The organism is Stenotrophomonas sp. STEN018 (genome assembly GCF_056760235.1).
Genome location: NZ_JBRREK010000005.1, coordinates 41,594 through 68,080, shown reverse-complemented (window position 1 = coordinate 68,080; position 26,487 = coordinate 41,594). Strand labels below are relative to the sequence as shown.

The 26,487-nt window shown below is 61.2% G+C and carries 17 protein-coding genes; 2 read left to right on the top strand and 15 right to left on the bottom strand.

What is annotated here, in order from left to right; genetic code table 11:
• Positions 1 to 4 precede the first annotated feature (4 nt).
• On the top strand, positions 5 to 4,597 hold the full coding sequence (tssI, locus tag ACVOMB_RS03375) for a type VI secretion system tip protein TssI/VgrG (protein ID WP_481529875.1): 4,593 nt from the start codon (positions 5 to 7) through the stop codon (positions 4,595 to 4,597).
• Positions 4,594 to 5,232: a DUF7738 domain-containing protein gene (locus ACVOMB_RS03370; RefSeq protein WP_481529874.1), complete on the top strand. Its 639-nt coding sequence runs from the start codon at positions 4,594 to 4,596 to the stop codon at positions 5,230 to 5,232. The genes tssI and ACVOMB_RS03370 overlap by 4 nt, the downstream gene beginning before the upstream one ends.
• Before the next feature lie 106 nt (positions 5,233 to 5,338).
• On the opposite strand, the gene ACVOMB_RS03365 is transcribed toward ACVOMB_RS03370, so the two are convergent.
• The 15 genes from ACVOMB_RS03365 to ACVOMB_RS03295 all read right to left on the bottom strand — a co-directional run bounded on the left by ACVOMB_RS03365 (position 5,339) and on the right by ACVOMB_RS03295 (position 26,372).
• Positions 5,339 to 5,743, bottom strand: a complete 405-nt coding sequence (locus ACVOMB_RS03365) for a hypothetical protein (protein ID WP_481529873.1) — start codon at positions 5,741 to 5,743, stop codon at positions 5,339 to 5,341.
• Positions 5,744 to 5,746: 3 nt separating this feature from the next.
• On the bottom strand, positions 5,747 to 10,168 hold the full coding sequence (locus ACVOMB_RS03360) for an RHS repeat-associated core domain-containing protein (protein ID WP_481529872.1): 4,422 nt from the start codon (positions 10,166 to 10,168) through the stop codon (positions 5,747 to 5,749).
• 18 nt (positions 10,169 to 10,186) lie between these two features.
• The gene (locus ACVOMB_RS03355) at positions 10,187 to 10,318 is read right to left on the bottom strand and encodes a hypothetical protein (RefSeq protein ID WP_481529871.1); all 132 of its coding nucleotides are present in this window, start codon (positions 10,316 to 10,318) and stop codon (positions 10,187 to 10,189) included.
• Positions 10,315 to 11,931, bottom strand: coding sequence for a hypothetical protein (locus tag ACVOMB_RS03350; RefSeq protein WP_481529870.1), 1,617 nt, complete (start codon positions 11,929 to 11,931; stop codon positions 10,315 to 10,317). Before ACVOMB_RS03350 ends, ACVOMB_RS03355 begins: the two co-directional genes overlap by 4 nt.
• An 18-nt stretch (positions 11,932 to 11,949) precedes the next feature.
• Positions 11,950 to 14,196: a type VI secretion system Vgr family protein gene (locus ACVOMB_RS03345; protein ID WP_481529869.1), complete on the bottom strand. Its 2,247-nt coding sequence runs from the start codon at positions 14,194 to 14,196 to the stop codon at positions 11,950 to 11,952.
• Between the two features lie 411 nt (positions 14,197 to 14,607).
• Positions 14,608 to 16,335: a single-stranded-DNA-specific exonuclease RecJ gene (gene recJ, locus ACVOMB_RS03340; RefSeq protein WP_481529868.1), complete on the bottom strand. Its 1,728-nt coding sequence runs from the start codon at positions 16,333 to 16,335 to the stop codon at positions 14,608 to 14,610.
• Positions 16,328 to 17,251 (bottom strand): phosphoglycerate mutase, encoded by a 924-nt coding sequence (locus ACVOMB_RS03335; RefSeq protein ID WP_481529867.1) that lies wholly within the window; start codon positions 17,249 to 17,251, stop codon positions 16,328 to 16,330. Before ACVOMB_RS03335 ends, recJ begins: the two co-directional genes overlap by 8 nt.
• A 2-nt stretch (positions 17,252 to 17,253) precedes the next feature.
• The gene (gene greA, locus ACVOMB_RS03330) at positions 17,254 to 17,718 is read right to left on the bottom strand and encodes a transcription elongation factor GreA (RefSeq protein ID WP_481529933.1); all 465 of its coding nucleotides are present in this window, start codon (positions 17,716 to 17,718) and stop codon (positions 17,254 to 17,256) included.
• A gap of 8 nt (positions 17,719 to 17,726) precedes the next feature.
• Positions 17,727 to 20,969 carry a carbamoyl-phosphate synthase large subunit gene (gene carB / locus ACVOMB_RS03325; RefSeq protein WP_481529866.1) on the bottom strand — a complete coding sequence of 1,081 codons (3,243 nt, stop codon included), beginning with the start codon at positions 20,967 to 20,969 and terminating at the stop codon, positions 17,727 to 17,729.
• A 108-nt stretch (positions 20,970 to 21,077) separates the two neighbouring features.
• Positions 21,078 to 22,205 (bottom strand): glutamine-hydrolyzing carbamoyl-phosphate synthase small subunit, encoded by a 1,128-nt coding sequence (gene carA / locus ACVOMB_RS03320; protein ID WP_481529865.1) that lies wholly within the window; start codon positions 22,203 to 22,205, stop codon positions 21,078 to 21,080.
• A gap of 237 nt (positions 22,206 to 22,442) precedes the next feature.
• Positions 22,443 to 23,174 carry a 4-hydroxy-tetrahydrodipicolinate reductase gene (dapB, locus tag ACVOMB_RS03315; protein ID WP_481529864.1) on the bottom strand — a complete coding sequence of 244 codons (732 nt, stop codon included), beginning with the start codon at positions 23,172 to 23,174 and terminating at the stop codon, positions 22,443 to 22,445.
• 49 nt (positions 23,175 to 23,223) lie between these two features.
• On the bottom strand, positions 23,224 to 23,730 hold the full coding sequence (locus ACVOMB_RS03310) for a hypothetical protein (protein WP_481529863.1): 507 nt from the start codon (positions 23,728 to 23,730) through the stop codon (positions 23,224 to 23,226).
• 286 nt (positions 23,731 to 24,016) lie between these two features.
• The gene (locus ACVOMB_RS03305) at positions 24,017 to 24,271 is read right to left on the bottom strand and encodes a DUF6587 family protein (RefSeq protein ID WP_303749837.1); all 255 of its coding nucleotides are present in this window, start codon (positions 24,269 to 24,271) and stop codon (positions 24,017 to 24,019) included.
• Complete coding sequence (gene feoB / locus ACVOMB_RS03300) at positions 24,271 to 26,127, bottom strand: ferrous iron transport protein B (RefSeq protein WP_481529862.1); 1,857 nt, start codon at positions 26,125 to 26,127, stop codon at positions 24,271 to 24,273. The genes ACVOMB_RS03305 and feoB overlap by 1 nt, the downstream gene beginning before the upstream one ends.
• Positions 26,124 to 26,372, bottom strand: coding sequence for a FeoA family protein (locus ACVOMB_RS03295; protein WP_481509755.1), 249 nt, complete (start codon positions 26,370 to 26,372; stop codon positions 26,124 to 26,126). Before ACVOMB_RS03295 ends, feoB begins: the two co-directional genes overlap by 4 nt.
• Between the last annotated feature and the right edge of the window lie 115 nt (positions 26,373 to 26,487).

The following is a 26,487-nucleotide window of genomic DNA, read 5'->3' as shown; positions in this document are numbered from 1 at the left end:
CGATATGGACGTCCCGAGCTCCTCGTTGTCTGCCGCGCTCGCGGCACTTTCACATCACAACCGGTTGATCAAACTACAGGCCCCACATGAGGGTCTGGTAGTTGAACGCTTCGACGGACAGGAAGCCCTGTGCGGGGATATGCGGCTGCAGATCGACTGTCTGAGCACCGATGCATATCTGCAGACCGACGGCTGGCTGGAGCAGCCGCTGACCCTGCAGCTGGAGCTTCCCGGCGGCTCACAGCGGCAGTGGCACGGCCTGTGTACCGATGTGGCACAGCTCGGCAGCGATGGCGGGCTCGCCCGTTACCAGCTTGCGCTGGAGCCGTGGACCGCCCTGCTACGCCTGCGCCGCAATTCGGTTATTTTCCAGGATCTCGATGTACGCGCCATCTGTGGGCAGATCTTTGATGACTACCCGCAGGCAGCGTATCGCTTCGATATCGAAGCTGCACTTCCGCAACGCGTAGTCACCACGCAGTACCGCGAGACCGACTGGGAGTTTGTCAGCCGGCTGCTGGCTGAAAGCGGGCTTGCGTGGCGTATCGAGCAGACCCAGGACGGCGATGGCGCGCATACCTTCGTGGTGTTTGAACCACAAGCCGAATTGCCCGACATCGGCAACGTCCGTTTCCATCGCATTGCCGCCAGCGAATCCAGCGATGGCATCACCAGTTTCGCCGAACGGCAGCAGCTGGTTCCCAACGCCAGCACCATCGCCAGCTGGCACGGCGACAAGCTCAATGCCATCGCCGCACAAGCCAACGCTGACAGCAGTGACGTTCCGCCACTGGAAGTGTACGTACAGCCGCGCGCCGGCCGCTTCAATGAATCCAGCTGGGCGCAGACCGAGGCACAAGCACGGCTTGATGCACTGCAGGTTGCGCAGCTGTTGCACAGCGGCAGCAGCAGCGAGCGACGCATGGCAGCCGGTGCACGCTTCACGCTGACTCAGCACCCGCAGCATGAAGGCAGCCAGTTCCAGATACTGGTCGTCGCGCATGCCGCAGTGAACAATCTGGACAGCGGCATCGCCGAGCTGCTTGGCAACAGCGCGTTGGAACGCGGCAGCTACCGCAATCATTTTCTTGCAACCGATGCCAGCATCCCGGTACGCGCACTGCCGCATGACCGCCCTACCCTGCACGGCCCGCAGACCGCGCGCGTGGTGGGTGTGGCCGATGCCGCACTCAGCCCCAATCGCGAGCACCAAGTACGTATCCAGTTCGGTTGGCAACGTGGCAGCGCACCAAACTCCGGCGGCTTGAGCGAAACCGGCAGCGCACAACCAGGGCACGCACCTGGCGACCATACCAGCGGCAGCTGGGTGTCCGTCGCCGAATGGGTGGCCGGCCCAAACTGGGGCACCGCCTTCCTGCCGCGCATCGGCAGTGAAGTGCTGGTCGAATTCCTGCACGGCGATATCGATCAACCACGTATCACTGGCCAGCTGTACAACGGCAATGTTGCCCCGCCCTTCGGCGGCGGCGTTGATGACAGTGCAAAGCATCCCGGCGTACTCAGTGGCCTGCATACCCAAGCCCACGATGGCAGCGGTAGCCAGCAATGGGTGATTGACGACACTCCAAGCCAGCTACGCACACGCCTGCACAGTTCACTGGCCGACAGCCGGCTTGAACTTGGCTACTTGATCCAGCATCAGAACACCGAGCGCGGCGCATTACGTGGTGAAGGCTTTGAACTGGCAACGCAAGGCTGGGGCAATGTACATGCCGCCGAAGGCCTGTTGCTGTCCGCCAGCACCCAGGAGCGTGCAGGCTCGACGGTGATGGACAATGCCGAGGTTGTCGCCCAGATCAAAGGCGCCGAGCGCAGCCTGGAGCAGATGCAGCAGACGCTGCAGCAACAGCAGGTTCCTGGCCTCAAAGCCTGGCAGCACACCGGCCAGTTGCGCGAGCAGATCGACCCGGCCGTGGACGGCCGCTTCCAAGCCGTGGTCAATGGTCAATCCCAGTTCAAGCCCAGCGATGGCCGTGCACCCGGCGATCAAGCGGTTGAACGCTTCGCCAAGCCTGTGCTGCTCGCCGAAGCTCCGAACCACATTGCCTGGACCACACCGGCAAGCGCGATCGCCTTCGCTGGACAGAACCTGCAGCTGACCGTCCAGCAGGATCTGCACGCCAGCAGCGGCGAAACCATTGCGGCGGTTTCCGGCGGCCAAGTTTCACTGTTCGCGCAAGCCGGTCCGGTACGGCTGATTGCCGCCAACGGCCCGGTCAGCCTGCAGGCCAACGACGGCGAACTGGAACTGCTGGCCGATCAAGCCATCACCGTTACCGCCACCGACCAGCGCATCGATGTACTCGCCAAGAGCAAGGTCGTACTGCAGGCGGGCAGCAGCGCGATAACGCTGGAGGGCGGCAATATCACCTTCAGCTGCCCGGGTGAGTTCAAGGTCAAGGCGGGCGAGCATCCGTTCATGAGTGGCAGCAGCGCGTCACCAAAGCTGCCGCCACTGCCTGCGTTCAAGATCAAGCCCGACCCCGCGCGAAAGATCGAGAGTACCTTCGCCTACGACCAGCTCCGCAGCGTTGCTGAAAATTCGACGACCATCGAGTTCGTGATGATGATGGCGCCGACATTCGGCTTCGACGTGCCCGCCAAAACCTATATGAAGCTGCAGGAAGCGCTGAAAAGTGGCAGCTTTCCGCCGCCCGAGCACGAGGTGCTGACCGGCGGGCCCTACCCGGCCGACTACGACAACGCCAAGCGCCTGATCCGCGTACACGCGTCCGCAGCAGACCAGGCGTCGACCTCAATTGAAGCTTCGCGCGAGTTGCTGGCCGTTCTGCTGCATGAGTTTGGCCACCACGTCGACAACGTGCTCCGTAGCGATCTTGCCGAGAAGGATGCCAACGGGAAGCCGACCGTTGCTGCCGACAGCCCTCATGAAGAGGGCACGAGCCTGGCTTACCGCTTTGCCTTCTTCGACCTTGAAGGCACACACGAAGCAACCTACGCCAACTACACCTCGCCCGAGTTCAGCGGCCCGTTGAAGGTCAACTACGCTGAAGTGCAGGCCGCGCTGCGCCAACAAGGTCCAGTTGCCAAACAAGACAATCAATCCCAGGACGGCCGCTACGAGGGATTCAGCGCTGGCGACGGTGAGAACCACGCCAAGAACCCTGGCCAGTCATTCGGGCACCGCTCGATCGAAGCCGTTCTGGGCAAAGTGGGATTCAGCCGCAAGGAGCTGGCCGCCATCTACTTCGGCAACTGGTTACGTGACTATTCCCAGCTGCTTGACCCAAAGATCGTCCGCCCGCCGAACCTGCCAAAAGATCTGGGCAAATACATTTCCCGCGAGGCGCTGACCAAGATCGTCGATATTCTTGCCGGCGGCGAGTTCCATGAACTGCGCTACCGCGACAAAGCCCACTACGAAGTCACCCCTGCGCGCCTGGGTGTCTACCGGCCGAGTGAGCACATCGACAATCCAAAGAACATAAAGCCCGACCCGGCTGACCCGAAAACCATCGACAAGGATTTCGAGCCTTGGGTGACTGCCAAGAGTCCGCTGCTTGGTATAGACAAGACGACATCGCTGAAGCGTTACATAGCGAGCTCCAGCGCCTTCATGGCCTCGGAACTGAAGAAAGCGATTTCGCTGGGCCGCACGGCCGACGGCATGCGCCACTTCGGCTCCGCGCTGCACGTGCTGGAGGACTATTTCGCCCACTCCAACTTCTGCGAGCTGAGTCTGCGCAAGATTGGGCACAGCAAGGTCCTGGTCTGGACATCTGCTGCGGACTGCACGCATAAGTACCCAGTAGTAACCGGCATGTTCGGCTCCACCGATGTGATTGCCAGTTTGGCCGAGCCAATCGCGCACAAGTTGTTCAGCGTGGAAAGTTGGGAGTTCAAGGCCAGCAAGCCGGGCGATCGCTCGGACAGTGAAAGGATCATGCTGGTTCTGCTTTCCGAACAAAGCGATCAACGCTACTACAAAGGCTTCCAGAATTTTCTGAAGCTGCGTGATCGCATGCTCAGTATTCCGGGCCACGAGTACCTTGAACGCGCAGGCTGGCTCGCTGCCGCCCCCATGCGATTGGTTCTGAACAGCTACAACCTTGTCTACCAACAATTGCTGCTACTGATTGGCAACAGCGTCGACGACGCACAGACGATGTTTGACTCGAACCCGAACAAGAATGGCTCTACCGACCCAAGCCATTCGCAGTTGGCGAAAGATCACGACGTCCATCCGCTGCATACGCTTGCGGCAAAGCTTGCGCAGCAGGCGGTGACCGAAGTTGGTAAGGCCATGCTTGCCAGTTGGAACGGAAACTCCGCTTCTGATCCGGTGAAAATCGCCCAAAGCTATCTGGTCCACCCCTACGACAGCACCTGGCAGTGCCCTCATGTTTCCGCCTGGGCGAAAGGCCACGCAGCGAACATACGCAAAGCCGCATCCGCGACCGAAATCGAGCACTTGCACGAAGAGCACGGCAAAGATGCGCTTGAGGGAATTCGCCGTGTTGGTCGCTACGGTACCGACAGCTGGGATTACATCACCAACTTCTACGAAGATCTGTTCGGCGAGAAGAACCAGGTCAAGGGGAGCGGAAAGAAGTGACCAAACGTCTACTGGCAACAGCCATGCTCGGCATGGCACTCATCGGCTGCGATCTGAGCTCTTCGCGGGCCGAGCCTTCGGCAGCAACTAGCGCCCCGGCTGCCAGTACAAAACCTGTCCTCGAAACAACGACGACCGGGTTGATCTACCAGGGCAAAGCGCTGGACCTCGGCGCGCCGATGAGCGCGTGGATACAAGCGCTGGGCTCAGATCACCGAAGCACCCAGCCCAATCCCAGCCTTACCGTGCTCGTCTGGGACAAGCTTGGCATCCGCGTCTATCCCGACAACGCCAAGAATCCTAACGCCAGCATCGTCACCATCGTCCTGAACCATATGGACAATGAAGCGGCTGGGTTTGAAGTCTCTGCGCCTGGCACCGAGCTGGAGCCGCTGCGCGTCTTCAATCAGCCTCTGTCCTTGCAGGGGCTCCCGATCACCAACAGAACGACGGTACGCGATCTACGCGCTGCCGGCGGCGACGCCTGGGATTTCAGCTGCACCAAAGGTGTAGCAACCTGTTTCACCCACCGGACTGATCTTGCGCCGGACCAGCTATCCATCGCCTTTGCCGTCGATGGCCGCATAGAAGACAGCGTGATCTATACGTTGGAGTTGCAGAGGGCTGCGGAGTAGTCGGTAACTACCTGCAACCTAACCTGGCATCGAAATACGGGGAGCCAACACAGCGCTTCGCTCAGCGAGCATTCGGCGCGTTCCAACCTCGCCACGCGCGGCTTGTCTAAGCCTCGCCATCATCAATACCCCAGCGAGTTGCGCAAGCAATTTCCTTGAATTTTTCGACAAGCTTCGAAACATCCAGCCCTTTGAATTTGTATTTATTAAGACTCTCCTCCAGATAGTCAAATAAAGCGGAAGCAACCGCGATTTCCTGCTCTTTCGCGGACATCTCTTTGAAAATGTCCTCGGAGAAGTTCATGTCCAAATACAGCACATTCTCCGCCTTGGAATAACGCCGCGTTGTTTTCCTGCCCAGCGCATCAGGCAAACAACGGAGCACGAAAAATATCTCCAGATCCACATCCGAGAAATAATTTTCGATCTCCGGAAACATCATTTCCAGCCGATTTGAAATCCCGTAGACATCAGACGCACCACTGGTATCGGTCGATTTTCCAAGTTTCATTTTTCAATGCCTACATTTGTTGCCAGGAGGAAGGAATCCCTTCCAGTTCAAAAATCCTGAGATGCGAATTTTTTCGACAATACGGTTGAAAGATTTTGCGGTACCACGATGTATCGCAAAATAATCAAGATTATTCCTCCTCAGCCAAGCCGCGGAGTATCTTGTTTTCGGATTTTTGGTCTCGCCAAACTTCCAAACCTCGCCTTTTTTAAGATACCACTGCCCGACCGGCTGCTTTTTCCCCCACTCCATAATAGGGTACCACCCATCCTTGCTTGCCAAAAGCGCGTACAGTTCGTCGAGTCCGAGCGGATCGACCCATCCCAGAGCATTTGGTGCATAGAAGTATGGATTCTCGCCGCCCTCAAGACCAATCGGATCCAGCCCAGCAAAAGCTCCGCTAAATGGATCGAAGTATCTGAATCTGTTGTAGTGAAGGCCGGTTTCCACATCATAGTATTGCCCTTGAAACCTAATGTTACTCGAAAGTCCACTTTCAACCCGCACTCCACCCCAGGCAGACCAGGATCCTGCCCATAGCACTAACCCCGACGAATTCAGAATCCTCGCCGGCGCACCATTAGGTTGGCAGTCAAAATAGCCTATTTGTCGCTGGCAACCCATTAGCTGATCAAGCACAGGAGAGTCGCCAGTCCCTTGCCGAGGAGGCTCGGCATCTTCCTTTCGCCGACTCAAAACCTTATCTTTCTGCCGAATACCCGGGGAAATAGAAACTTCGAAATCTTTCATTGGCACAGTGCCACCAGCCAATGCCAGCCCACCAAGCACGCCAAAGCCCCCGCCATGCAACCGCTGCTTCTCCTGCACTTCGCACTGAACCGCGCGCGAAAGGTTACCCATGGAGTGTCCATGACCCGCCGGCTCAAGTCCTGAAACAGTGCGATCTTCCTGAAGAACTCTCTTCGTTAACTGACTCCCTTCCTGAATTTCTTCAACAGCGTCACAGCCTAGCCTTAGCAACGGCACGAACGTGCCGGGATAGTAAACATACTCAACAATACTTTCATGCAGAACCACTAATTGCTGCTGCCGCGCTTTGACCTCCATCAAGCTCGCAACGTTGCCAATCCAGATCGGCGCCGCACCCTCCGCATCATTGGCCTGCTGCACTTCGCCCAGCAACGCATCGCCATCCCAGAAGAACCACGTCGTCTGCGTTGGGTTGCGCTTGAACACCCGCCTGCCCAGCGGGTCGTGACCGTAGTGAGTCGCTTGTCCGTTGCGCCGGCTTTCCGCCAAACGATGATTGGCGTCCCAGATCAAAGTCAGATCATCAGGCGCGGTTCCATGCGGTGCGCCTTTGCTGATCAGATCGCCGGCCCGATCAAAGACGTAGTGCACGCCTTGATAGGTGCCCTCTCGCGTCCAGGTCGTCAGGTTTTGATCATCCCCACCAACCACTTTGCGCGCCTGTACCTGTTTGATCTCGGTGCGCAGGCGATCACCGGCCGGGTCATTGAAGAAACGCTCCAGCTTTCCCTTCGGGTCGGTATGCTGCAGCAGGCGACCAATGGCGTCGTAGCGGTATTCGTCCGTGCCTTGGGTGCTGTCGCTGCGCTTTGTCAGGTTGCCGCTACGGTCGTAGTCGTAGCTGGTTTCGAATAGCGGCGCAGCATCCTTGAGGATGGACTGCGACGTCATCAGGTTGCGGCTGTCGTAGCTGAAGTTGCGTTGCAGATGCGGACTCAGCGTTTCCTGCGTGGTCCGTCCCAACGCGTCACGTTGCATGAGGATCGGTGAGTCGTCGTTGATTGCTATCGACACCGCCTGATCACGCAGGTCGTAGCCAATTGCCATGCTGTTTCCAGCAGAGGTTTCGCGCGCTACGCGATTGCCTACTTCATCGTAGCCATAGCCAATGCGAAATCCATCCTGTAGTTCCTCGATTAGCTGCCCAGCCGGGTCGTAGCGGCGTTTGACCGTACGCGACGGATTGCGCAATTCGATCATCTGGCCGAGCTTGTCGTAGACAAAATGCTCCTGCAGCTGCTGCCCGGGATGACGCACATCCGGCAAGGCCTTGCGGGTGATCCGCCCCATCTTGTCGGTGTTGAACGCCACTTTCTGGCCCAACGGATCGACTGTAGTCGTCAGCCGCCCAGCTGCATCGTAAGCGTAATGCCGCGTTTGGCCCCAATAGTCGACTTCCTCAACGATGCGCCCGAGTGGATCGCGCAGCAGCTGATAGGCCTCGCCGCGCTGGTTGATGACTGCGATCAGTTGCTCTTCGCTGTCGTAGCGGTACTCCACCACATGACCATCGGCCTGCAGGCGCCGGCCAATCTGGCCGATGCCCACGTACTCCAGCCGGGTCTGTGCACCGGCTTCGTCGATGTAGCGTAATAACTGGTCTTCTGCATCGTACTCGCAGCGCACGCCGCCACCGTCTGGCGTCACCGTTGCAAGCAAGCGTCCCTTGGCATCGTATTCGTAGCGACTGATCTGACCCAACGGATCGACCTGACGCAGCAGATTGCCCAGCGCATCCTGCTCGTATCGGCTCTCATGCCCCAGCGCATCGACCACGGCGGCGATAAGACCATGACGGTCATAACGCAACTGCGTGATCGCTTTCCTAGCATTGGTCTGCACGAGCAACTGCCCGCTCGCGTCATAGTCATAGCGCGTGGTGGCAGCCAACGGATCGGTCTGCGCCACCATCAAACCACGCCCGTCATAGGTCTGCTGCCACGTCGCGCCATCGGGCGAGCGCAGCGCGATCATATGATCGTTGTCGTCGTACTCCATCTGCAACGTGCTGCCATCGGCGCGCGTCAAGCAGCATAGGTTGCCGTGCGCATCATAAGCGAAGCCGGTGCGCAGGCCTTCCGGGTCCGTCACCGCCACCGTTCGCCCGAAATCGTCGTACTCGAAGATGGTGACACCATCAAGCGGATCAATTTCGCACAACGGCAGTTGGTTTTCGTCGAACTTGATGATGCTCAGATGGCCGAGCGAATCAGTCACCCGGGTTTCACGCAGTAGTGCGTCGTATTCGAAGTGATAGTCGTACAGACCGCCATCACCCCAGGAGTGCACCACCCGCCCCTGCACATCAAAGGTATAGAAGAACGACAGGCCCACACGGTCGGTGTGTTGCACGATGCGATGTTGCTGATAGACAAACGTGCGGGCAGCGCCCAGCGGATCCAAAGCAGCAACCAGATCGCCCTCGGCACTGTAGCGGTAGCTCACCAGCGGGTGCGCAAGACCGGTCGCCGGGTCATGCAAGGCCATGCGCTCGATGCGGCCGTGGCGCGAATCCACGTGGATGAAACGGCCTTGCAGGCCATCAACACCGCTCTCGACAATACGAACCAGGTGTCCGTCGCGGCGCTCGAAACGCCAGTAGTTACCACTGGCATCTTCGATGCGCTCCAACGCCACCACGCCCTGCGCTGGCAATGCGGCAACGCCGGTCGGCAGATCGCTGCCGAAGACATACTCCAACCCGCCTTTGAAGCGTACCCGCAGCTGCCTCTGGCTGCGCAGCAATCGCGCGCCATCCACGAAATCTAGTATCGCCGCCGCTTCACCATCAATGGGTGGAAGCTCGGGAAAGAAGGCCACTTGGCCCGGGCCGGACATCCACACCGAGCCATCGGCCAGCACTTCCAGCGTGATGTCAGCAGGCGTCTGCCAACCGATGCCGCACGCACCGCCGCGTCCGATCTGCGCGGAGCTGTAGCTACGCTGCCATGCAAACGGTAGGCGACCCGGGATATCAAAGTCCTGATGGCTGACCACCACGCTGCCGTCGCGGATATCCACCGGTTCGGCGCGCAGGATCTTGCACTTGAGCGTGCCAGACGGCAGGTGCCCCCATTTGTCTTGGCGCCACTTCTTGAAGGAAGCCATCTTGCCTTGAAAGAACTTGCTTTTGCGCAGCTTCCCAAGCCCGGCGAACGCGGCACGGAACGCCATTGCTGTCCACGAGATTGTCGGCGGTCCGCCCACGGTCACGCTGGTCGGAATGGCGACGTTCAAGCCGGTCGGCAAGGACATCGCGCGCAGCGGCTTCTTCGGCTTCTTCATCCGGAACGGATTGATCATACCGGCAAGATTGCAGTCCAGTACCGGCATCGCCAGCCGCGAGAATGGCTCGCCATCCGCCGAAACGGTGCGGCTGCCCATGAAGATTTCTTCGCCGTCGAACTGCGGCCCCATCGGCGCGGCCAGCGGTGGTGCCCACACGCCCAGCGGAATATGCACATCCAGCCCACCGGTGCCGGCGGTGGCACGATGTACGCCATTGACCTTGATGGTCGAACCGATGAAAGGAATGTAGTCGAACGGATCCAATACCAGCCCGATGTGCGGCGTCGGCAGCGGGCTGGGCGGCAACGCATACATATGGATGTCGATGCCCAACTGCGGGTCGAGATGCTTGGCCGCGATGCTCATGGCAACCCTCCTTGTCGCTTAAAGTGCGCGCAACAGTGCGCGCAGGAAGGCCTTGACCTCGTCGCGATAGTCCGCGCTGATCCATGCCACCACGATGATCCCGATCACGATGGCCACTGCCATCACCGCTGTTTTTCTGCTTGGCGTCATGCCAGTGCCGCTCCCGCTGTTGTTGGGTTGTGGTTGCCCGCTGACGGTGCTTGCAGCAGTGATGTGGGGTCCGGTAACGGCTGCATTGCCGGGGGCTCGCTCCACACTGGTATCTCATGGTCCAGAGGATGTTCGATTGCTGGAATGCCATTCCATCCGGGATCGAGAAAATCGCGACCCACTGCGACGATCTTGCGGAAGAACTCGTCGCCGCTCTGGATCAAGCGCTCACGCTCCTGCTGGGCACGATGGAAACCTTGTTCCAGTGCGACATCCAACTGCGCCTCGATAGCATCCAGTGCTGGTCGCGTTGGACGCGGACCCAACGCCATGGTGCTGCTCTCGGCGGTACCGAACACATTGGCGCTGGCCTGCAGATAACCCACCGAAACCTCCTGCAACTTCTCGCAGCGGCGCGCGTCCTGCAGCAACAGCAGATCCCATAACGCTTGAGGCAGCGTGGTCGTCTTGCGGTCTGCTGGCGACAAGGGCTTGGCAACGCGAATGGCTTCCAGCAGCTCGGTACGCGCGACCTCGCGATTACCGGCCTGCAACTGGCACCAACCGGCCATGCGCTGCCCTTCCAGCTGGAACATGGGGTGCGGAATGCTGGCAGCCGATGCCGATGCCTGCAGATAGGTCTGCGCGGCACGCTCCGGCTGTTTGGAAGTCAACCAGCAACCGGCTTCGCCAAACCAACTCTGCATCACCAGGTCCCCGCCAGCAGCATTGCCACCTGTGCGTGCACGCTCAGCGGCGGCGCGTGCATTTCGGTAGGCGTTTATGGCTTGCGCATGGTCGCCATGCTTGAGCCAAGCACCGGCCACCATCATCTGCACCACCGATTGCTGGTCGTGCCAGCCATTGCGTACCGCCAGCGCCTGCGCGCGCTCGGCGCGCGTTGCCACCTGCGCCGGATTTCCACGCTCGATCAACAGCATCAGGTCGGTCAGCAATTGCCGGTACAGCACTTCCGGGCCACGTCCACTGGCCTGCGCGGCAGTGTCGCGGGCGATCGCGAACATATCGACGTCGCCACCAATCAACGCCGAAACGCCGCTATGTTTTTCCAACAGCAACTGCCAGCGTGGATCTTCCTGTGTGTCCACCAACACCAAGCGCAGACGGGCTCCCGGCTGAGCATTCAATGCCGTGGATACCCAACGCTCGAAGCCATCGCCAGGTACGTAGCGTTCAGGCTCGAGCACCGCTGCCATCAAACGCAGATGTGCGCCGTGATGTTCGATGAAGCTATCGAATACCTCGACCACGCCGGCAGCGGAATCTGGGTGTGTCTCGCTGGGGCCGCGCCAACCCAGCGTTACGCCCTGCTCACGCAGTTCGTCCTGGCTGCCGAGATAGCGTTCCAGCAGATCCTGTTTGATCTGCCGGCTGTAGCGGAAGCCAAGCTCGTAGCGGGTATCAATACGCAGGAAATAGTCCGGCGTGTCGCGTCCTTCGTCATGCCGCTGCATCTCGAAGAACGCAGCCAACAGGCGACTGGCGTTGGCCGGCAGACGCCATACAAGCAACCGCCTGGAAGGATCGGAACTTGCCTGCAACCAAGCCTCGCGCAAAGTATTGAAGCCGCGCAACATTGGGGTGTCCTGCATGCTGAATCTCCGTTCTGCTTAGCAGTTGAGCTTGATCTCGCTGCCGTTGACCGAGACACCGCTGGCATTGATCACCACCTCCGAACCACCGGCACTGATTTTGATCTCACCCGCGGTTATCTCGATGGCTGACGACTCACCCACCACAGCGATCAGCTTGGCCGCAGACGCCAAGGTCATCTCGCCAGTGGAAAACTGCGAGTGGGTTTCGCTAACGCCCTGTTCGAAGGTGCCTTCCACACCGATGGTACGAGAACCCTTGTTGGCGTCCTCCACCGCACCGGTCACGCCGCGCTTGTCCAAACCAGTGATGGTTGTTTCGCGCCCCGCCAGGTACTGCTCGGTAACCTTGCCCTGCACCTGCTCCCACGAGGTTGAGGTGACGGTCTGCTTCCACGTGCCGGTACGCTGGCTGATGTAGTTGCCGGTCAGCGTTGTGGTGAAAGGACCGGTAATCGTTTCGGTATAGCCGGCAGCAATAATTGTCTTGGTCTGACCGTTGTGATACGTCTCGGCGACAGCGCCGGTGACATCGGTTGTGCGTGTACCGGTCACAGTAGAAGTATCGGTGCCGGTGACAGTGATCCCACGATTACCGGTAACTCCGATGGTCTGATTGCCGCCCACGGTCATGCCGTGGTCAACCGTCACACTTGTGGTTTTGTTGTTGAGGATGCTCGCGGTCTGATCATTGAGCACGGTGGTGACCATGTCGCGCTGTGCACGCATGTTCAGCAGCTCGCCACCGGCGCCGTCGTGCATGGTCACTTCATTCCAACCACCACCCTTGACCGTCTTCGACTTCAGCCCACTGACTTCCATGCCGAACGGCGGCATGTTCTGTTCGTTGTAAACACGGCCGGTGATGATCGGACGATCCGGATCACCATCCAGGAAATCGACAATCACTTCCTGGCCAACACGTGGTGGCGACACACCGCCCATATCGGCGCCCGCCCACGGACTGGCACTGCGGATCCAGCAGGATGCGTTCTCGCGCCGATCCAGCTTTCTGTCCCAGTGGAACTGCACCTTCACCCGACCATAGGCATCGGCATGCAGTTCTTCGCCGGGCGGCCCGACCACGGTGGCTGTCTGCGGCCCGGGCATGCGCGGCCACGGCGTTTGTCGCAGCGGACGGAACGGTATGCGCCGCCGCAGGACCTGCGCCTGCATCTCCACGCTGGGCAGCTCGGCACTGGAAAAGTCACTGGCGAAGTTGTTGTGCCCTTCGCGCTGCATCGAGACCACGAAGAATTCGCGATCCACGTCGTCGCGGCCGATGAAGTCCGGGTGCCGCTCAAGACTGAAACATGCGCCGGCAGCAAGTTCACCCGCGTTGCCGGCGCACTCGAACAACTTGGTGGGCCAGCTGACTTCTTCATTGCGCACCGCCGCCAAGGCTTCACCAACACGGCTGTTGGCAAAACGCGCGGCACCGTCGTAGCGGTACTGTTCCAACGGCGGCAACAAGCCCATCGGCACTTGGTTGCCCTGGTTTCCGTCAAGTTGCTGCTTGGGTTGTTTGAAATCGAAGCTGCGCAAGGTCTGCGCGCTCGGCCCTACCCTGCGCCGCGCGCCCCAGCGATGCAGGCCGGTTCGCGCCAAGGTGCCTTGATCGGAAACGTAGGCAATCGCACCCGGCTCGCCGTGTACAACACTGAGCGTGGAGTCATCGCTGATGATCAGCGTATGTCCTTCGTCATCGTGCACGAAGCTGTAATACAGGCCAGCATCTTCCAGCAGGCGACTGACGAATGCGAAATCCGATTCGTTGTATTGCACGCAGTACGACAGGCGCTGAAGCTTGCCGGCGTTGAGATCATAGCGGTAGCGCGCCAACTGCTCGTAGCCAGCGAATACCTCTTCGATGATCTCCAGAATGTTCTTGTCCTGGAAGATGCGGCAGTTACTGGTGTAGTCGAGGAACGCGAACCAGGGAGCAACTTCGGCGCGATAGCTGTTGAACTGCGCCTGCTGCCCGGTACTGGCGAACTCGCGGACATAGCCATGCACGCTACCGCCGCCGAACTCATCACCAAGCAATAGCCGCAATGGCTGCCCGACCAGTTGCTTCAGCTCCAGCCTGGGCTGGGTGGACAACAACTCGACGTGATACAGGAATGGTGTGGAGACTGATTCGTTGCCATCGAAACGTTTGACCAGGAATGTTTCCGGGGCAAGTGCGGTTTCTACACGAACCAAGCGTCGGTCTTGATGCAGACGTTGCAAGCCGCCTGCTGCTGAAAGTGATTCGGCGAACATCGGGCGTTCCGTCGTCCCATGCGTGATCGAGAACCAGACTGTGCCATTGCTTTATGAAACGCGCCAGTTTTCTGACACGGCAATCATCCAATAAAACGCTGAATTCGTAGGAAAGTATTAGGCGAGCACGAATCTCGTCACAAGAACATAACGCAACGACGAGGCACTGACGCCTTGGGTTGCGCGAAAGCATCCGTACTTGGACGTCGAAGTCCTTGCTCTTGTCTGGACATTCGAGAACGCCGTTCTTGGACGCACGTCACACCCGTGCATGCACACGCGTCATCGTGCATCGTAGTTCTACCTGTTCTGGTAGCGAGAAAGCTGTGAGTGGTGATGGGCCTGCAGTGAGGCCTCTGCCGAGCATGGCTCGGCACTACAGGTGATGCATTGCACCGCAAGTACTTTGAATCAAACGGATACGCAGTGCTCGACAATCAGCTGGATGGCCTTGCCACCCCGGTAGTCGTCACTTACCAGGCGGTAAGCGATCTGCACATGCTGTGCGGGTGCCGTGCCGGTCCAACCGCTGAAGTAAATCGCGTTGATGCGTGCGGCACTACCAGTCTGACGCAGCACAAACTTCAGATGGCGCTCCTTGAGCACGCGCCACTCAAGCACTTCGAACGCACCATCAAACAGCGGCTCGGCAAAGCCCTGGCCGAACGGGCCGGCCAAGCGCAAGGCTTCGGCGTGCTGGAAATCCAACTCCGCAGGGGACAACTCGCCATCGCTAAGCAACTGCTGTTGCAGCAAGGCCGGGTCCATGGTGCGCTGCACCTGTTGTTCGAACGCGGCCTTGAACGCCTCCAGATTTGCCAACGGTAAGCTCAAACCAGCAGCCATCGCATGGCCACCGAACTTCTCCATCAGCCCCGGATGATTGGCGTTGATCGCAGCCAAGGCATCGCGGATATGGAAACCGCTGATCGAGCGCGCCGAGCCACGCAATGCGTCAGCACCAGGCTCAGCCGGCGCAAATGCAATCACTGGTCGATGCAGTCGATCCTTCATCTTTGAGGCAACCAGCCCGACCACGCCCGGATGCCACTCGGCATCGAACAGGCAGGCGGCAACCGGTCGCTGCATGTCGTCATCCAGCAATGCGCGGGCAACAGCACGCTCGGCATCATCGGTCATGATCTGCTGCACGGCGCGACGCTCTGCATTGATCTCTTCGAGCAGCGTGGCGATATGCCGCGCCTGTGCGGGATCTTCGGTCAGCAACAGCTCGATGCCCAGCGCCATGTCTTCCAGGCGCCCTGCCGCATTGAGGCGTGGCGCAACCGCATAACCTATGTCGCTGGCGCTGAGCCGGCGCGGGTCGCGGCCACTTACCTCGATCAACGCCTGCAGACCCACAATGGCCTTGCCAGCCCGCAACCGACGTAGACCGGCGGAGACCAGGGCGCGGTTGTTGTCGTCCAGTGCCACCAGATCGGCGACGGTGCCGACTGCGACCAGGTCCAACAAAGTGAGCAGATCAGGTTCGGGCTGCGCACCGAATGCCGATTGCTCGCGCAGATGACGGCGCAGCGCCATCAGCACATAGAAAATAACCCCGACACCGGCCAGCGCTTTGCTGGGGAATGCGTCGCCGTCGACGTTCGGGTCGACAATCGCATCAGCTGGCGGCAGCTGCTCGCCGGGCAAGTGGTGGTCGGTGACCAGCACCTGCCAGCCCATTGCCTTTGCTGCGCGTACACCGGCATGACAGGCAATGCCGTGATCGACCGTGACCAGCAGGTCCGGTTTCAACGCGGCCAGTTCTTCCACCAAGGATGGCGACAAGCCGTAGCCATGCAGCATCCGGTTCGGCACCGCATGCACCACATCACGCGCACCCAGCATGCGCAGGCCGCGTACACCTACCGCACAGGCGGTGGCACCGTCACAGTCAAAGTCGCCTACGATCAGAATGCGCTTGTCGTTGGCGATGGCATCAGCCAACAACTGCACCGCAGCCTGCATGCCGCCCAGCAGCTCGGGCGCGTGCAACTGCGCCAGTCGCGGCTGCGCCTGCTCGGGCGTGCTTGCGCCGCGCGCGGCATAGATGCGGCGCAGCAGCGGCAGGGTTTCGTCATTCCAGCCGTCGGCCGCAACCACATCGCGCCGAACGATCTTCAAACTTTCACTCATCAGCCAATGTCGCTATGGGTTTCTTCCAGAAGCACCAACGCTGCCCGCGGGTAATGCGATAGCCAACGCCATCCTCGAAATCCAGCTGCAGCTCGCTGAGTTCGCCGCGCTTGAGTGCATCGAGCAAGGGAGCAATTGCGTCCCGCGCCAGCTGCTGCAGCGAACGCAGCTGGCGTAGATCGACCAGCGCATCCACGCTCTGTTCACCGCCCAGGCGCACGCCGGCCAGTGCTGCCAAGCCCTGCACCAGCGCATCGCGGCTGCGTACCTGTGCGTGCGCGGTATGCACGGTCTGCGGCAGGCTTCCCGCGCCCCAGAACCACAGCGAGTTCACCGCACGCTGGCCTTGGGCAACGCGCTGCTCATTCCATGGATGTTGGTGCAACACCACCTGCGCTTCGGTCAACAGTGCGCGCCAGCGGCGGCCGTTCTCACCACTGGGGAGATGCGAGAACAGGTCATCGCCGAGCACCGCATCGGGTTCTGCGAATTCGGGCAGCGGCGTATCAGCCGGCAGGCGCAGATACCAGCGCGACGGCGTCGGTGCATCCAACTGATAGCCGAAACCGGCGAACAAGGGCTGCAGTGCGGGCAACAAAGCATCCACGTCTGCCTGTTCCAGGCGCAGGGTTTCGGCAGCCGCCATCAGCCGCGCGCCCTGCATGTCAGGCACGATATTGGCCGGATCGGCACGCAGCCAGAAACCATCGGCGGCATCGGCGGCATCGGTCTGGCGGGTCAAGGCGGCAGCCGACCAGTCAGCCGGCTGCACGCTGAAGTGACGGCGCAGCTGCGCCGATTCACCAGCCGTACCGAGCGAGCGCTCGGCACGACCCAGGGCCGCAGCCACCTGCGCCGGCAGTTCGCCTGCCGGAAAACGGCTGCGCGCGGGCAGCAGCAGTGTGGCTTTGGCCATCGTCAGTCGAGGTATTCGACGCTGACGATTTCGTACTCACGCTGGCCAGCCGGCGCGTCGATGGCGATGGCGTCGCCCTCGTGCTTGCCGATCATGGCGCGCGCCACCGGCGAGGAAATAGCAATCAAACCCAGCTTGATGTCCGCTTCCAGGTCGCCGACGATCTGGTAACGCTTCTCTTCGTCGTTTTCCACGTCGGCCAGCGTCACCGTCGCACCGAACACCACCTTGCTGCCGGCGTTGAGCTTGCTGATGTCGATGACTTCCGAGTGCGACAGTTCACCTTCCAGCTGCTTGATGCGGCCTTCGATGAAGCCCTGCTCTTCGCGTGCGGCGTGGTACTCGGCGTTTTCCTTCAGGTCACCGTGCTCACGCGCTTCGGCGATGGCTGCGATGACCTTGGGGCGCTTTTCCGACTTGAGGTGATCCAGTTCCTCACGCAGGCGCTTGGCGCCCTTCATCGTGATGGGGGCTCTCATGCATTCAACTCCTTGTGCAGTTCCTGCAGCGACAACACCGGACCGGTGCCACGGAACTCCAGCGACTGCACCAGCGCCTTGGCGCCAGCAACCGTGGTGGAGTACGTGATGCGGTTCTGCAGTGCTTCGCGGCGGATCGAGAACGAGTCGTTGATCGCAGCACGGCCTTCGGTCGTGTTGACGATGTAGACGATCTCGCCATTCTTGATGCTGTCCACGATATGCGGACGGCCTTCAACCACCTTGTTGACCACGTCACAGGTGTAGCCGTGCTGCTGCAACCACGCGGCGGTGCCGCGGGTAGCAACCAGCGAGTAACCGCGTGCGACCAGGCCCTGCACCGCCGGCATCACGCGCTGCTTGTCAGCGTCGCGCACCGAGATGAAGACCTTGCCGACCGGCGGGGTCTTGATGCTGCCGGCTTCCTGCGCGCGCGCAAACGCGGCACTGAAGGTGCGGCCCACGCCCATTACTTCGCCGGTGGAGCGCATCTCCGGCCCGAGGATCGGATCCACGCCCTGGAACTTGGCGAACGGGAAGATGGCTTCCTTCACCGAGTAATAGCCCGGCACGATTTCCTTGGTCGCGCCCTGCTCGGCCAGCGTCATGCCAGCCATGCAGCGGGCGGCGATCTTGGCCAGCGCCATGCCGGTGGCCTTGGACACGAACGGCACGGTGCGCGAGGCACGCGGGTTCACTTCCAGCAGGTAGATCACGTCGTTGCCATCGGCATCGGTCTGGATCGCGAACTGGGTGTTCATCAGACCCACGACCTGCAGTGCCTTGGCCAGCTCGGTGACCTGGCGACGCAGTTCGGCCTGGGTTTCAGCCGACAGCGAGTACGGCGGCAGCGAGCAGGACGAGTCACCGGAGTGCACGCCGGCTTCTTCAATGTGCTCCATCACGCCGCCGATCAGGACGTTGCCATCCTTGTCGCAGATGATGTCGACGTCGGCTTCGACCGCGGCATCGAGGAAGTGGTCGAGCAGCACCGGCGAGTCGTTCGACACCTTGACCGCGTCGCGCACGTAGCGGGCCAGGTCGGATTCGCTGTACACGATTTCCATCGCACGGCCGCCGAGCACATAGCTCGGGCGCACCACCAACGGGTAGCCGATTTCACGGGCCAGCAGCAGTGCTTCCTGGTCGTTGCGGGCAATGCGGTTCGGCGGCTGCTTCAGGCCCAGCTTGTCGACCAGCTGCTGGAAACGCTCACGGTCTTCAGCCAGATCGATGGAGTCCGGCGAGGTACCGATCACCGGCACGCCATTGGCTTCCAGCGCACGCGCCAGCTTCAGCGGGGTCTGCCCACCGTACTGCACGATCACGCCCTTGGGCTTTTCGAGCTCGACGATTTCCAGCACGTCTTCCAGCGTCAGCGGCTCGAAGTACAGACGGTCGGAGGTGTCGTAGTCGGTCGAAACGGTTTCCGGATTGCAGTTGACCATGATGGTTTCATAGCCGTCCTCGCGCAGGGCGAGCGCGGCATGCACGCAGCAGTAGTCGAACTCGATGCCCTGGCCGATGCGGTTCGGGCCACCGCCCAGGATCATGATCTTGTCGCGGTTGCTCGGCGCGGCCTCGCACTCGTCCTCGTAGGTCGAGTAGAGGTAGGCAGTGTCGGTGGCAAACTCGGCGGCGCAGGAGTCGACGCGCTTGTAAACCGGGCGCACCTTGTGCGCACGACGCAGCGCACGGATGGCCGCTTCGTTGGTGCTGGTCAGCTGGGCAAGGCGTGCGTCGGAGAAACCGGCGCGCTTGAGCTGGCGCAGGCGCGCAGCATCCAGCGAGTCGATGCCTTCAGCATGAACCTGCTTCTCGTCGGCAATGATTTCTTCGATCTGATCGAGGAACCACGGGTCGATATGCGACATCGCGTAGATGTCTTCCACGCTCAGGCCGCTGCGGAATGCATCACCCACGTAGAACAGACGCTCCGGACCCGGGGCCTTGAGCTCGCGCTTCATGGTGGCGATGTCGTCCGGGTTGCCCAGATCCAGCTCGGTCGGGTCGAGGCCGACCTTGCCGGTCTCCAGACCACGCAGGGCTTTCTGCAGCGATTCCTTGAAGGTGCGGCCCATCGCCATCACCTCGCCCACCGACTTCATCTGGGTGGTCAGGCGCGCGTCGGCGGCCGGGAACTTCTCGAATGCGAAGCGCGGAATCTTGGTGACGACGTAATCGATGGACGGCTCGAACGAGGCCGGGGTCAGACCGCCGGTGATCTCGTTCTTCAATTCGTCCAGGGTGTAACCGACGGCCAGCTTGGCAGCGACCTTGGCGATCGGGAAGCCGGTGGCCTTGGAGGCCAGTGCCGAGGAACGCGACACACGCGGGTTCATTTCAATCACCACCACGCGACCGGTGGTCGGACTGATGCCGAACTGCACGTTGGAGCCGCCGGTATCCACGCCGATCTTGCGCAGCACGGCGATGGAAGCATCGCGCAGGCGCTGGTATTCCTTGTCGGTCAGGGTCTGTGCCGGCGCCACGGTGATCGAGTCACCGGTGTGCACGCCCATCGGGTCGAGGTTCTCGATCGAGCAGACGATGATGCAGTTATCCGCGGTGTCGCGGACCACTTCCATCTCGAATTCCTTCCAGCCCAGCACCGATTCTTCAACCAGCACTTCGCTGGTCGGCGACAGCTCCAGACCGCGGCCGACGATCTCGATCAGCTCCTCGCGGTTGTAGGCGATGCCGCCGCCGCTGCCGCCCAGGGTGAAGGACGGACGGATGATGGTCGGATAGCCAACGCGGGTCTGGATTTCCAGTGCTTCTTCCAGCGTGTGGGCGACGGCGGCGGTCGGGCATTCCAGACCGATCTCGCTCATGGCCACGCGGAACAGCTCGCGGTCCTCGGCCATCATGATCGCTTCGCGCTTGGCGCCGATCAGTTCGACGTTGTATTTCTCCAGCACGCCATTGTCAGCAAGGTCCAGCGCGCAGTTCAGCGCGGTCTGGCCGCCCATGGTCGGCAGCAGCGCGTCGGGGCGCTCCTTCTCGATGATCTTCTCGACCATCTGCCAGTTGATCGGCTCGATGTAGACGGCGTCGGCCATCTCCGGGTCGGTCATGATCGTGGCCGGGTTGGAGTTCACCAACACCACGCGGTAACCCTCGTCGCGCAGCGCCTTGCACGCCTGCGCGCCTGAGTAGTCGAACTCACAGGCTTGGCCGATGACGATCGGGCCGGCGCCGATGATCAGAATGGTTTTTAGGTCGGTGCGCTTTGGCATTTCAGTACTCGTATGGGGTCTGCGGCGAACCGCAGTGAGTGAAAACTTGCGCTGGATCGTCGCGCCAGCGTGGCTGAGCCGGACGGGTGGACCGATCCGGCAACGCGATTACTTGGCCTCACCCATCAGGGTGATGAAGCGGTCGAACAACGGTGCTACATCGCGCGGCCCCGGCGAAGCTTCCGGGTGCCCCTGGAAGGAGAATGCCGGTGCATCGGTCAGTGCGATGCCTTGGATGGTCTGGTCGAACAGCGAGCGGTGGGTAACCCGCACATTGGCCGGCAGCACGCTTTCGTCAATGGCGAAGCCGTGGTTCTGCGAGGTGATCATCACCCGGCCGTCGTCGATGTCCTGCACTGGATGGTTGGCACCGTGGTGGCCGTGGCCCATTTTCATGGTCTTGGCGCCTGCAGCCAGACCCAGCAGCTGGTGACCCAGGCAGATACCGAAGGTCGGGATCTTCTGCTCGACGAAGGTCTTGATCGCGCTGATGGCGTAATCGCAGGGTTCCGGGTCGCCCGGGCCGTTGGACAGGAACACGCCATCCGGCTTCAGTGCCAGCACTTCAGCGGCGGGGGTCTGTGCCGGCACCACGGTCAACTCGCAGCCGCGCTCGGCCAGCATGCGCAGGATGTTGGTCTTCACGCCAAAGTCGTAGGCCACAACCTTGAACTTCGGTTCGGTGCGCACGAATTCGTTGCTGTCCAGGTCCAGCTGGCCGTCGGCCCAGCTGTAGGACTTGTCGGTGCTGACCACCTTGGCCAGATCCATGCCCTTCAGGCCGGGGAACTTGCGGGCAGCTTCCAGCGCCTTCTCGACATCGATGTCGTCGCCAGCCATCAGCGCGCCATTCTGGGCGCCCTTCTCACGCAGGATGCGGGTCAGCTTGCGGGTGTCGATGCCGGAGATGGCCACCACGCCGCGCTGGATCAACCAATCCTGCAGCGACACCTGGTTGCGCCAGCTGCTCGGGCGGCGCGGCACATCGCGCACGATCAGGCCCGATGCCCATACCTTGGAGGCTTCATCGTCCTGGTCGTTCATACCGGTGTTGCCGATATGCGGGTACGTCAGGGTGATCATCTGCCGGGCGTAGGACGGATCGGTCAGCATTTCCTGGTAACCGGTCATGGCAGTGTTGAACACCACCTCACCCACGGATAGGCCGGGCGCGCCTACGGATTCGCCCTCGAATACGGTGCCGTCTTCGAGCACGAGAATTGCGGCTTGGGTCACGGGAATCTCACTTTGGCTACCGGGGGACTCCGAAGCCACGCCTGCGTCCACGGTCAAAAACCGGTTGCAAAAAAGCGCGGACGGCGGTCTGGGAACCGGTCCGGCTAACGTGTTTCGGCGAGCCGGAATTGTAAAGGCAAGGGGGCACCAACGCCAGCGCCCCGTGCGCTTTCCTTCAGCTGTTCAGAGGTGACAAAAGCCAGTTTCCGGGCAGAACCTGCCCCGCATTCAGCTATTTCAGGCCTGCTCGGGCGTTCCAACCAGGTCCCGCACCCGGTACAGGCCCGGACTGCGCTGGCGCAGTTGCTTGGCTGCATGCAGCGCCCCGCGCGCAAAAATGTCGCGATTGGTGGCCCGGTGTACCAGCTCCACCCGCTCGCCCAGCCCGGTGAACTGCACGAAGTGTTCGCCGATGATGTCACCAGCACGCAGGCTGGCATAGCGCGGCTCGGCGCCACCATGCTGGGCCGACTCCCCCAGCGTCAACGCGGTACCGGAGGGCGCGTCCTTCTTGTGCACATGGTGCGATTCGACAATGTCGCAGTCCCAGCCCGGCAACGCCGAAGCTGCACGTTCCACCAGCTCGGCCAGCACCGCCACGCCGAGACTGAAGTTGGTCGCCCAAACCAGAGGAATCCTATCTGCTGCCGCAGCCAAAGAGGCCTGCTGCAACTCACTGATACCGGTAGTGCCCGATACCAGGCCAACACCGCGCTCCAGGCACATCGCCAGCACCGGATCAAAACCCTCTGGCAAGCTGAAATCGATCGCCACATCAAACGCCGGCGCGCCGGACAGCTCGCTGGCGGCGAAATGCGGGATGCCGTCGATAACGCGTTGGATTGGCGGTTTGCGCACCACCGCAGCAACCACCTGCAACGAGGAGTCTTCTGCTGCAAGGCGCAGCAGGGCTTGGCCCATGCGGCCAGAGGCGCCATGGATCAGCAAACGGGTTGGAGTCGTATTCATCCCCGCACGCTAACGCTTCAACGGCCCGGCGCACAAGCGCAAAGCGCGATTACATCCTGCCGACGTGGGTAATCGCACGGCTGCCAGTCATATAGGTCCGCCAGCGACTGCGCTCTACGGTGTCGCGGCCGCGGCTGACCATGCGGATGCCCGCCATTTCGACAATGGCCGAAACCTCTACCTCGGCCGAACGACCATCACTGGCAATGCTGATGCTGTTCACCTTCTGCTCGTAACGCAGCGGCATGCGATCACCGAAGGCTTCCCGGAACTGACGCAGCTGACCCATGCTCTCGGCCAGGGAAGCGCAGTACTGCGCCCTGTCATAGCGCTGCTCGGACTGATCGGTTTCGGTCTTCGTCACTGTGGTCTGCATATAGTCTTTCGACAACATCTCGCACAGCGGCTTGTCATCGCCTGCTGCAAGCGCCTGGTCGGCGCGCAGGTACAGCGCGCGCACCTGGGACTCGGTGATCTTGTTGCCGCCACGCAGATAGACCGATCCGCCCACGGCCAACACCACGACCAACATCACAACGCCAATCAATGACTTCATGTCTTTCCCCTGGTTGCTTCCTGCAATCTGCGCAGTGTACAGCCGAAGCGCATCTACCTGCGCAGAAGCTCTGCCTGCGCCGTTGCCCGCTTGGCAATCCGGCCGAACCACCCAGCGCTGCGCAGCCAGGACCACAGGTCGAGCAAGCGTGACGCACTCGGGGACAAGGATCTACTGGTCTTTCGGGCTGTCTGCCAACGGCCCTGTGCCAGCTGATGGTGTTCGAGCTTCGCGGCTTACGCCGCTCCTACAAAAACGCCGGGCTTCCCCGGCGCTTTCGTTTCGCTCAATGTTGCTTGGGCTCGCTTGGCCCGCAACTGTTGCAGCCGCCGCATGCGCCCGCAGCGCTGGCTGCAGGCGGCGCTAGACGCCGCCCCCAGGCCTGCAGTCGCGGCGAACGCTGCGGCTTCACCAGCCACAGCGCCAGCAGGCCACGCAGCTTGCGCAACACACCGGGAAACTGCTTCTTCAGCACCACCCAGGCGCTGACCAGCACCGCCAGGGCGATGATCAGGTATTGCAGCAGCAGACCCTTGTCCATCAGCCCGCCCCCAACGCCACCGCCACCTGATAGGTAACGAAGGCCGCCAGATAGGCCGCACCGAACAGGTATACCGTGGCGAACGCCATCTGCTTCCACGAGTTGGTCTCGCGCTTGATGGTGGCCAGGGTGGAGATGCACATCGGCGCGTAGATGAACCACACCATCAGCGACAAGCCGGTTGCCAGGGTCCAGCCATCGCTGATCACCGGGGTCAACGCCTGGATCGCAGCGTCATCATCGGCAGCGGACAAGGCATAGATCGTGGCCAGCGAAGACACCGCCACCTCGCGCGCGCCCATGCCCGGGATCAAGGCGATACAGATCTGCCAATTGAAACCCAGCGGCGCGAAGATCACCGCCATCGCGTGGCCGATCTGACCAGCGAAGCTATAATCGATGGCCGGCATGGTCGCGTTCTCCGGTGCACCCGGGTACGACAGCAGGAACCACAGCAGGATGGTCAGCGACAGGATGATGCCGCCCACGCGCTTGAGGAAGATCATCGCGCGCTCATACAGACCCACCAGCAGATCGCGCGGGTTGGGCATGCGGTAGGACGGCAGCTCCAGCATCAGCGGGTGCTCGCTCTTGTCGCGACGGAATTTCTTCATCGTCCACGACATCACCAGTGCACTGAGGATGCCAGCCAAGTACAGCGCAAACAGCACCAGACCCTGCTGGTTGAACACGCCCCACACGGTTTTGGCCGGGATGAAGGCACCAATCAGCAAGGCATACACCGGCAGGCGCGCCGAGCAGGTCATCAGCGGCGCCACCAGAATGGTCGCCAAGCGATCACGCGGGTCCTGGATCGAACGGGTCGACATGATGCCCGGCACCGCACAAGCGAAGCTCGACAGCAGCGGAATGAACGAACGGCCAGACAAGCCCGCCGAGGCCATCATCCGATCCAGCAGGAAGGCAGCGCGCGGCAGATAGCCCGACTCTTCCAACGCCAGAATGAAAGCGAACAGGATCAGGATCTGCGGCAGGAACACCAGCACGCCGCCGACGCCGGCGATGATGCCGTCCACCAGCAGACTGCTCAGCGGTCCTTCTGGCAGCTTCTCGGCCACCACCGGCCCGAGCCAGGCGAAGCCGGCCTCAATGCCATCCATCAGCGGTGTCGCCCAGGCGTACACCGCCTGGAAGATCAGGAACATCACCACGGCCAGGGTCAACAGGCCAAATACCGGATGCAGCAACCAGCGGTCCAGCGCGTCGTCCACCTTGGCGGTGGGCGCCGGCATACGCACGGCCGAGGCCAGGATGTCACGCACCTGTACGTGGTAGTCGGCGCCCGGCTCCACCGCATGTACCGGCATCGCATCCAGCTGCGGCATCAGCGTATCGATGCGCTCGACCAGCGCGCGCGCGCCGTTGTGGCGCACCGCGACGGTTTCCACCACCGGCACGCCCAAGGCTTTTTCCAGCGCCGGCACGTCGATCTCGATGCCACGCTTGCGCGCTGCATCAACCATGTTCAGCGCCACCACCATCGGCTTGCCAAGCTCGCGCACTTCCAGTGCAAAACGCAGATGCAGGCGCAGATTGGTGGCATCGATAACGCAGATCAGCGCGTCCGGAGCAGCTTCGCCCGGGTAGAAGCCCCGGCACAGGTCACGGGTAATGGCCTCGTCCAGGCTGGCCGGGTGCAGGCTGTAGGCGCCGGGCAGATCCAGCACCGCGTATTCCTGCCCGGACGGCCCGCGCATGCGGCCTTCCTTGCGTTCGACGGTAACGCCGGTGTAATTGGCCACCTTCTGGCGGCTGCCGGTCAGCTGGTTGAACAACGCGGTCTTGCCGCTGTTCGGGTTGCCTACCAGCGCCAACCGGGCGATAGCGGTACTCATGCCTGTGCTCCCTGTGCGCTTATCTGGACCCGTGCGGCCTCGCTACGACGCAGCGCAAAGCGGGTGAAACCGACCTGGAACAGCAGCGGCTCACCGCCGACCGGACCACGTGCAACCAAGCGAACTTCTTCTCCGTTCACGAAACCCAGTTCGCGCAGACGGCGCGCGATCGCATCGTTTGCATGCAGGTCCTGAACGCTTTCCACGCGCGCTGAAGCATGCAGCGGCAAATCTGACAACGTCACTGAATGGGCGCCTATGTAGAGTTGATAAGAATGGTTATCAATTCTAGCATCGCCGCGCTGCGTCATGGCGTCCCACCGCCGCACCGCTATGATTCGTCGGATTACCGTTTAGACA

Coding starts and splice junctions, on each gene's coding strand:
- ACVOMB_RS03305 (WP_303749837.1), bottom strand. CDS start 24,271: ATGGACAAGGGTCTGCTGCTGCAATACCTGATCATCGCCCTGGCGGTG.
- tssI (WP_481529875.1), top strand. CDS start 5: ATGGACGTCCCGAGCTCCTCGTTGTCTGCCGCGCTCGCGGCACTTTCA.
- ACVOMB_RS03350 (WP_481529870.1), bottom strand. CDS start 11,931: ATGCAGGACACCCCAATGTTGCGCGGCTTCAATACTTTGCGCGAGGCT.
- recJ (WP_481529868.1), bottom strand. CDS start 16,335: ATGAGTGAAAGTTTGAAGATCGTTCGGCGCGATGTGGTTGCGGCCGAC.
- carB (WP_481529866.1), bottom strand. CDS start 20,969: ATGCCAAAGCGCACCGACCTAAAAACCATTCTGATCATCGGCGCCGGC.
- ACVOMB_RS03345 (WP_481529869.1), bottom strand. CDS start 14,196: ATGTTCGCCGAATCACTTTCAGCAGCAGGCGGCTTGCAACGTCTGCAT.
- feoB (WP_481529862.1), bottom strand. CDS start 26,127: ATGAGTACCGCTATCGCCCGGTTGGCGCTGGTAGGCAACCCGAACAGC.
- ACVOMB_RS03365 (WP_481529873.1), bottom strand. CDS start 5,743: ATGAAACTTGGAAAATCGACCGATACCAGTGGTGCGTCTGATGTCTAC.
- ACVOMB_RS03310 (WP_481529863.1), bottom strand. CDS start 23,730: ATGAAGTCATTGATTGGCGTTGTGATGTTGGTCGTGGTGTTGGCCGTG.
- ACVOMB_RS03355 (WP_481529871.1), bottom strand. CDS start 10,318: ATGACGCCAAGCAGAAAAACAGCGGTGATGGCAGTGGCCATCGTGATC.
- dapB (WP_481529864.1), bottom strand. CDS start 23,174: ATGAATACGACTCCAACCCGTTTGCTGATCCATGGCGCCTCTGGCCGC.
- ACVOMB_RS03335 (WP_481529867.1), bottom strand. CDS start 17,251: ATGGCCAAAGCCACACTGCTGCTGCCCGCGCGCAGCCGTTTTCCGGCA.
- ACVOMB_RS03360 (WP_481529872.1), bottom strand. CDS start 10,168: ATGAGCATCGCGGCCAAGCATCTCGACCCGCAGTTGGGCATCGACATC.